Raw genomic sequence first — 7,571 nt, forward strand, 5'->3', positions numbered from 1 at the left:
ATTGATCTTATCCATCATCAAGGCGACGTCTTAGGTGACGCCTATGAATACTTAATCGCGCAATTTGCCAGTGATTCTGGTAAGAAGGCGGGGGAATTTTATACCCCGCGGCAGGTGTCCGACATTATTGCCCAGATTGTAACCTATCAGCGCAATGCAGGTGATAACCAAGTGCGGACTATCTATGATCCAGCAGTTGGTTCTGGTTCGCTGCTGTTAAATGTCGGACAGCACGTGCAAAATCCCAGCTTAGTGAGTTACCACGGTCAAGAATTGAACACCACAACCTATAACCTGGCCCGAATGAACTTAATGTTGCACGGCGTCTCGTATGACGATATGCACTTACGCAATGGCGACACATTAAGTAAAGATTGGCCGGTTGACGAACCTTACTTATTTGATGCGGTTGTTATGAACCCACCTTACTCGGCGCACTGGGATAACAGTGACAAACGTTTGTCTGATCCCCGCTTCCGCGACTATGGCGTCTTACCGCCTAAATCTAAAGCCGACTTTGCCTTCCTACTACATGGCTTTTATCATTTGCAGGAACATGGGACTATGGGCATTGTCCTACCCCATGGCGTGCTATTTCGGGGGGCTAAGGAAGGCAAAATTCGCCAAAAGCTTCTAATGGATAACCGGATTGATGCCATTATTGGGCTACCCGCCAATATTTTTCATTCCACTGGTATTCCGACATTGATCATGGTTTTAAAGAAACACAAGACCACTGACGACGTCTTATTTATAGATGCGTCCCGGGAATTTGAAAAGGACAAGAATCAAAATAAGCTAACGGCAGCAAACATCAAAAAAATTGTGACGACTTATCAAAACCGGCAAGATGTCGATAAATATGCCCACGTGGCCTCACCGGCAGAAATCAAAGAGAATGACTACAACTTAAATATTCCGCGCTACGTTGATACGTTTGAACCGGAACCTGAGATCGATCTGGGCCAAGTCAAAGCTGATCTAAAGCAACTGGACGAGGAGATCAGTCAGAATGAACAAGCCTTTAATGAATTGGCTAGCCAGTTAGTGGCTACCCAGGTGAATGACCAGTCAAAACCGGAGGCCCACAATGAAAGATAACCAAGCTAAATATCCGCAATTAAGATTTAAAGGTTTCACTAACCCTTGGGAACAGCGTAAGTTGGGGGAAGTTGGTAAAACACAATCTGGAATTGGTTTTCCAGATGCTGAACAAGGTGGAACAGAAGGTGTTCCATTTTACAAGGTATCGGATATGAATAAGCCTGGTAACGAGCATGAAATGGTTAATGCCAATAATTATGTCAATTACGAGCAGTTGTCACGCAAAAAATGGAAAATAATTGAGACGGTCCCAGCAGTTATATTTGCGAAAGTTGGAGCAGCGATCATGCTCAATCGTAAACGTCTTGTGACAAGTCCATTCTTAATTGATAACAACACCATGGCGTATGTCTTTGATGGCTCTTGGAATATTGATTTCGGAAAGACTTTGTTTGAAACAATCAACTTACCTCGATATGCACAAGTTGGTGCTTTGCCTAGCTATAACGGTTCAGACATTGAATCTATCGAAGTAACTTTGCCGAACAAAGGTGAACAAGTCAAATTGGGAGCATTTTTCAAAAGCCTTGATGACACTATCACCCTTCATCAGCGTAAGTTAGCTAAGCTTAAGGAACTTAAACAGGGCTATTTGCAGAAATTGTTCCCCAGAAATGGTAGCAAGTTCCCACAATTAAGATTTTCAGGGTTTGCTGACGCTTGGGAAGAGCGTAAGCTTGGAAATCTCTTTTCAGTCACAGATACAAAGCATGCTACTGCACCAACTACAGACAAAGAAACTCAGTTTAGGATGATACGAACAAGTTATGTACGAGACGGAAGACTGCTTGTGGACCAGACGGAATCTGTGACAGAGCAGACATATAAGCAATGGTCCGAAAGAATTCGGCTTCAGCCAGGCGATATTGTATTCTCACGAGAAGCACCAATTGGTGAAGTTGCCATTATTCCAGACAATTCGTATCATTTCTTCTTAGGTCAGCGCATGGTTGCTTTGAGAAGTACAACTGAAGTATCAACAGATGCGCAATTCACGCTTGCAACCCTTCTGGCTCCACGCTTTCGCCGTGAAGTAAGAATTAGAGATGCGGCCTCTACCACAGTCGCAAATTTTGGAATACCAGATATCAAGAAAACGAGCATCTATGTCCCGACTCCAACCGAGCAAAATAAGCTCGGTACGCTAATTATGATGATTAGTGACACTATCGCTCTTCATCAGCGTAAGCTTGAAAAACTCCAGGAACTCAAAAAAGGGTATCTACAAAAGATGTTTTGCTGATTCTTAATTTGATCAAATTTAGGATCCTATGAAACTCCATGACTTCATTTTTATTGTTCTTGGTCAATACTTAATTCACCTGTATAATAGATTACGCAGGAAGTTTTAAGGGCGGTGGCTGTCTTTTCCCTTGTGAGGTGAGGCCCATGGGAACATGGAATAATCTTCAGGAAGGTTTCACAGTCAATGAGCGTCTTCCAGACACTCTCGTTGATGTTGCTGTTTGGCACGTTTTTAATCGCGCTCCTCAGCTATATCGACAAGCACCACAAATAAAAAAGCCGCCCTGTGTAACTTTGGTAGAGGTCACAGGACGAGCTAAAATCGTTTATTAAGTTTCTGCCACCGCCTTTGAAGCGGCTTGCATGGGAAGTCTTGTTAGCGCAAGGCTTCCCTTTTCTATTACATTATAGCATGTCCTTTAAAAACTGGCTAACGTTTTAGACTTTGGTCATTTTTGAAATCGGGTTGTTTGATTGACGGATTTTCTTCAACAAATGCTTGCAGTTGTTTTTGAGTTCGCTTACTGATTTCTTCGTGTATCTCATGTAACTGGTTTTTAAATTGTGCTTTTTGTTGTGAATTAGTCTTTTGCTGAACTTGTTGTTGCAAGCTTTGATAGGACTTATTCAGTGACTGAGCTGATAGCTTTTTTAAATCATGCTCGGGCTCTTTTTGTGCTTCTTGTAAGCCTAATTGTTTGGTTAACCCGTCACTAAGCTCAATCACTTTGTTGCTAACTTGCTGGATTTCACTTAAAGCACTATGGATCACGGCTTTATCTTTGGCCCAGGTAGCTACATACCCGAGGGAGTAATTGCCTGTATCAACCCCAATGTTTTGCATGGCGACATATGCAACCGCTTCGGCTTGGGTTTCCTGATAAGCTCGTGGCCGATCTTTAAAGGCTGATTTTAATCCGTGTAGCTGGCTATGCGCATATTCATGATATAACGTCTTCAATTTTAAAGCATTATTGGGCTCATCGCCACCAATGACGATTTCATTAGTGCTGGGTTGAAAATACCCCTTAGCCCCATTTAGCGTCGCTAAAGGCACTTCACTGACTTTAAGGTCGGGTTGCTGGTTGAGATAGTCTTTGAACGCGTTATACAAGCTCGTTACATTCTGATGATCGGCTAAATTTTCTTTGACAAAGTCTTTAGCACTTAAAACTGGCTCACCGCTAGTTTGTGACACGTCAAAGACGGGGAGATAACGGTAACCGACAATGGCGCGTTCATCGGTGGTATCAAGACGCTTTTGCTCGGCTGGTGTTAACTTCTTAATAATCGGGGCCGCAATCCGAATCGCTTTTGCGCCTCGTTTGACGGTGCGGTTAAAAGCCGTCTGCCATTGCTTAAAGCCCGCGACTTGAGTGGCTTGCGGATTTTGCGCATAAATCAAATCAATGTTTCTGGCGCTATAATGATGAAATTTAGCCAGGGTATTAAGATACTGTTTAAATCGGTCACTATCGGTTAATTTTAGGATTTGTTGTTCGGCTTGGGCGACTAATTGTGCTTTCCAGGCTTTAACGTCGGCTTTACTCGGCATTGCCTACCCCTCCTCATCTTCAAAAATATCATTCAATATAGGGGCTACGTTGATTTGAATCGGGGTCGTGCCATAAAGGGCGATGTAGCCATCAGCTAATTTTTGCCAAGCCACTTGATAATAGGCTCCGTTACCAGTGGTTTCTTTTAAATACTTGTAGGTTCCTTTAGCCTGCAAAACCGGTAATTCACTCCCAATGACTGTTAATTCGTTATCCATATTTATGATCTCCTTTGCGTTGCTAATCTCACCCGTTGTTTAGGTTTACTTTTAGGGTTGTAGAAGTGAACCTAAATGACGGGTTCACCAACCGGAACGTAGTGTAGGGCGGTAGGCAGGTTCTAATCAAAATCAAAACTTAATTTATGACCGTCAAGTTTTAGCTTGGCGTCAAACGACTTTCCTTTTTTGCTTTTGAAACCTTTTAATTTGCTGGTTTCCCCTTTGGTGACCAGCGTCTTAATCGCTGTCTTACCAAGCGTCTTGCTACTCCATTTCTTGGGTAAGGTAAAGTCTTCGCCTTGCTTAGGCTTCACAATGTAAAACTTCTGTTTATTTAAAACGGTCGCTTGCGGCGTTTCTAAGAATACTTCGGCGGCTTTTTGCGCTTGCTGTTGGTGATTGATTTGTTGCTTAATGGCTGCACTGCCAGTCAATTGCGTGGGAACATCAGCAAGCAACTTTGCCACAAACTTTTTGATTTGGTTCAAAAAGTTATCTGGGGTGCGTTCTTCAGTACTGATTTGCTGTAACGCTTGCTCCCATTTCGCTGTCATCTCTGGGCTAGTTAACAAGGGTTCGAGTTCGACCGCTTTACATAAAGTAATCCCGGCTTCACTGACGTGTAACTTGTTCTTTTCAGTAACTAAATAGCCGCGCTTCTTTAACACTTCCAGCACATTGGCCCGGGTTGCACTTGTCCCAATTCCTTGCACGTCTTTGAGAATCGCCTGGGCTTCTTCATCATCAAGCGTTTTACCGGCGGTTTTCATTGCCGTAATCAGGGTACCTTCGGTAAAAGGTACCGGTGGTGTCGTTTCTTTTTGCGGCGTTTGCAGATTTGCTTGAACTTGGTCGCCTTGGTGAACGATCGGTAGGGTGGCTGCCTCTTGCTGGTCGGCTTTGTGATCATCAAATAAAACTTGCCAACCTTGCTTAGTTGGGACCTTACCCGTTGCTTTAAAATTGGCGTCGCCAACTTGGGTAATAATGATGGTTTCTTCATACTCGTAAGGATCAGCAAACATCGCTAACGTCGTTCTTAAAACCAAATCATAGACCTGTTGCTGTAATTTAGGCAAGCTGGCCAGTTTCTCTTTCGTCGGCACGACTTTAGTCATAATAATGGCGTAGTGTTCTTCAACCTTTTTCCCATTAACATAGCGCTTATTCGGGGTGGTATTGGTTAAAGCGACTCGCTTAGAGACTAACCCCAGATACTTCGTCAGATTAGCCACTAAATACTCAAATTCTTCATCAGTGATATAAGCACAATCGGTTCGGGGATAGCTAAGGAATTTAGCTTCGTATAAACTCTGAATGGCCGCTAAGGTTTGGCTGGCACTGGTATGATACCGTTTATTCATCGCACTTTGCAGACTGGATAGCGAGAATAGTTGGGGACTGGCGCTCTTTTTAGCCTGTTTTTGCACGTCCTTGATTAAACCGTCCTGTAATCCTTTCTGAACGTGTTTAGCTTGCATGAATGTCATTAGCCCTGTTTCATCTTTAAACCGCTGATAGGGGTCTAATTTTGCGACGAATTTTTGCTGATTGGCTAAAATTTCCGCATTTAGTTCAAAATAGGGTTCCGGCTTAAAGTTTTTGATTGTCTGGTCTCTTTGATAGACCATATACAAGGTTGGCGTCTGCACGCGACCAATTGAATACACCCCGCGTACCCCGTTTTGTCTTAATAACAAAGTATATAAAGGACTGCCATTCATACCAATTAACCAGTCACTAATTTGACGGGTTTGGGCTTCTTTATAAGCCAAATAGTCTTTGTGCCAATCACCAAGATTTTTAAAGCCGGTAATAATCGCGTCTTTTTCTAGGCTATTCAACCAAAGGCGCTTAATCATTTTCGACTTAACATCAATATGCGCTTGGTTCATGATCGACCACGCGATATTTGACCCTTCTCGACCACTATCGGTGGTAACAATAATGGTATCGGCTTTGGTTAACAGGTCTTTAACGATCCTGAATTATGCTTGTTTACTAGCTGACACTTCAACTTTGTATTTTTCGGGCAAAATAGGGTCACTAACCGTATAGTAACCCTGCTTTTTATGCTCTTTTGAAAATCTTGGACGTATGAACGGGCTTGACTAGGCTTTTCAGCTAAGATAACAGTGGTCATGTTCGTTCACTCCTTATGATTGAGCTTCTGTTCTAATTCTGTTCTGCCTTGTTCAGCCGCTTTTAACCAGGTTTAACGGTGCCTTTTTTATTCCGATTACAAGTGCATGCCCCCATCTTCATGCCGGTTTCGAGTTTGGTGTTGCCGTTGCTTTTTCGTCATTTCCCACTCAGTCTCCTTTAAACCTTGCGCCTGTTTTTGCCGTTGGTAATCTTCATCACGGGCATATAGGGCGGTCATGATTGCGTTACTAAAGGCCGTCTTTAAGTAATAGTCTGGACTAACTGGCTTGTAGTTCAGTGGTTGATAATGTCCGATATTTGCTTTTCTGTATTGGTCGTCCTTGGCTTGTTGCCCTTTTAACTGTTTTTGGATTTTCTCGATCTGACTGTTCTTAATCGTTGGATTGACTTTACATTCACCCAAAAAGAGTTGTTTAGTGCCGTCATGCTTTAAAACTCGTTGTAAGTGATGATTTTCTAACTGATCTAAGCTAAGCTGCCCCGACAAATAAGCTAACCCTAATTGATGTTCTTGGGTACTGAAAACCTGTGGTGGATTTGCTTGCCACTGTTCAATCGTTTCGGCCTGACATGGCTTTAAAACAGGATCATAGTACATCACGGCTGTATAGGCTTGTTCCTGTTTAATCAATGGCAATCCATCTAAATCACCTTTGGGAAAGGCTCTTTTCAATACTTCATGGTATTGCGTTTTAATGACTTGCTTAACGGCCATGATTGTCCGTAGGTCTTTGACTGCTCGAGTAATCTTTTGCTGTTCTGCTGGTGAATACTTTTCTAGTAGTCCTTTATCGACGTGTTCCAGGCTTTCTAAGCTATCAGAGTGGATCATTAGCGTATATTTCAGATCAATTTTGGCCTCTTTTTCTTGTTGCATTAATAACTTAAAACCAACGTATGGTCGCTTGGTAAAGGTCAATAATTGCTGGGTCAATAAATCATCACGAATATTCATTAAACGTTCGTTTAATTCACTGCCTTTGAAAACTGTTTGCTCGCTTTCGGTTTCCTTAATTAATTCTCGTCTTTCAGCTTGTGTGGTCTGTTCAAAATTAAGCTCTGGATAAAGTTTTTTCGTAGTACGATCGACCACTTTATTTAAGAGTTCATCTGCCTTTTTTAATGAGCTTTCTTGTTGGTTAATTGTCAATAATTGTTTAGTCACATCTTCACCAACCGCATGTTTAATTAAGGTGCTGTTTTTCCAATTAAATAGCATGCGCCGCTTATCATCTAAGTTCTCCAAACTGATATAAGTTTTCAGTTCATGGCTTAACTC

At 42.4% G+C, this 7,571-nt stretch carries 5 protein-coding genes and 2 pseudogenes; 3 read left to right on the forward strand and 4 right to left on the reverse strand.

The window, feature by feature from the left end:
• The 3 genes from ACYVR3_RS15755 to ACYVR3_RS15765 all read left to right on the forward strand — a co-directional run.
• The coding region (locus tag ACYVR3_RS15755) for a type I restriction-modification system subunit M (RefSeq protein ID WP_461244974.1) at nucleotides 1-1,101 on the forward strand (1,101 nt) is incomplete at its 5' end.
• Entirely contained in the window at nucleotides 1,091-2,347 is a 1,257-nt protein-coding gene (locus ACYVR3_RS15760; protein ID WP_461244975.1) for a restriction endonuclease subunit S, read from the forward strand. The genes ACYVR3_RS15755 and ACYVR3_RS15760, both read left to right, overlap by 11 nt.
• Nucleotides 2,348-2,560: 213 nt before the next feature.
• Nucleotides 2,561-2,623: a putative holin-like toxin gene (locus tag ACYVR3_RS15765; RefSeq protein ID WP_222843308.1), complete on the forward strand. Its 63-nt coding sequence runs from the start codon at nucleotides 2,561-2,563 to the stop codon at nucleotides 2,621-2,623.
• A gap of 156 nt (nucleotides 2,624-2,779) precedes the next feature.
• On the opposite strand, the gene ACYVR3_RS15770 is transcribed toward ACYVR3_RS15765, so the two are convergent.
• The 4 genes and pseudogenes from ACYVR3_RS15770 to ACYVR3_RS15785 all read right to left on the reverse strand — a co-directional run.
• Nucleotides 2,780-3,904, reverse strand: coding sequence for an ArdC-like ssDNA-binding domain-containing protein (locus ACYVR3_RS15770; protein WP_461244976.1), 1,125 nt, complete (start codon nucleotides 3,902-3,904; stop codon nucleotides 2,780-2,782).
• A 3-nt stretch (nucleotides 3,905-3,907) separates the two neighbouring features.
• Nucleotides 3,908-4,123, reverse strand: a complete 216-nt coding sequence (locus ACYVR3_RS15775) for a hypothetical protein (RefSeq protein WP_034528478.1) — start codon at nucleotides 4,121-4,123, stop codon at nucleotides 3,908-3,910.
• A gap of 122 nt (nucleotides 4,124-4,245) precedes the next feature.
• Nucleotides 4,246-6,269, reverse strand: a pseudogene (locus ACYVR3_RS15780) (type IA DNA topoisomerase).
• 96 nt (nucleotides 6,270-6,365) lie between these two features.
• Nucleotides 6,366-7,571, reverse strand: a pseudogene (locus tag ACYVR3_RS15785) (MobQ family relaxase); the annotation flags it as partial.

This window comes from Secundilactobacillus muriivasis, assembly GCF_054785195.1.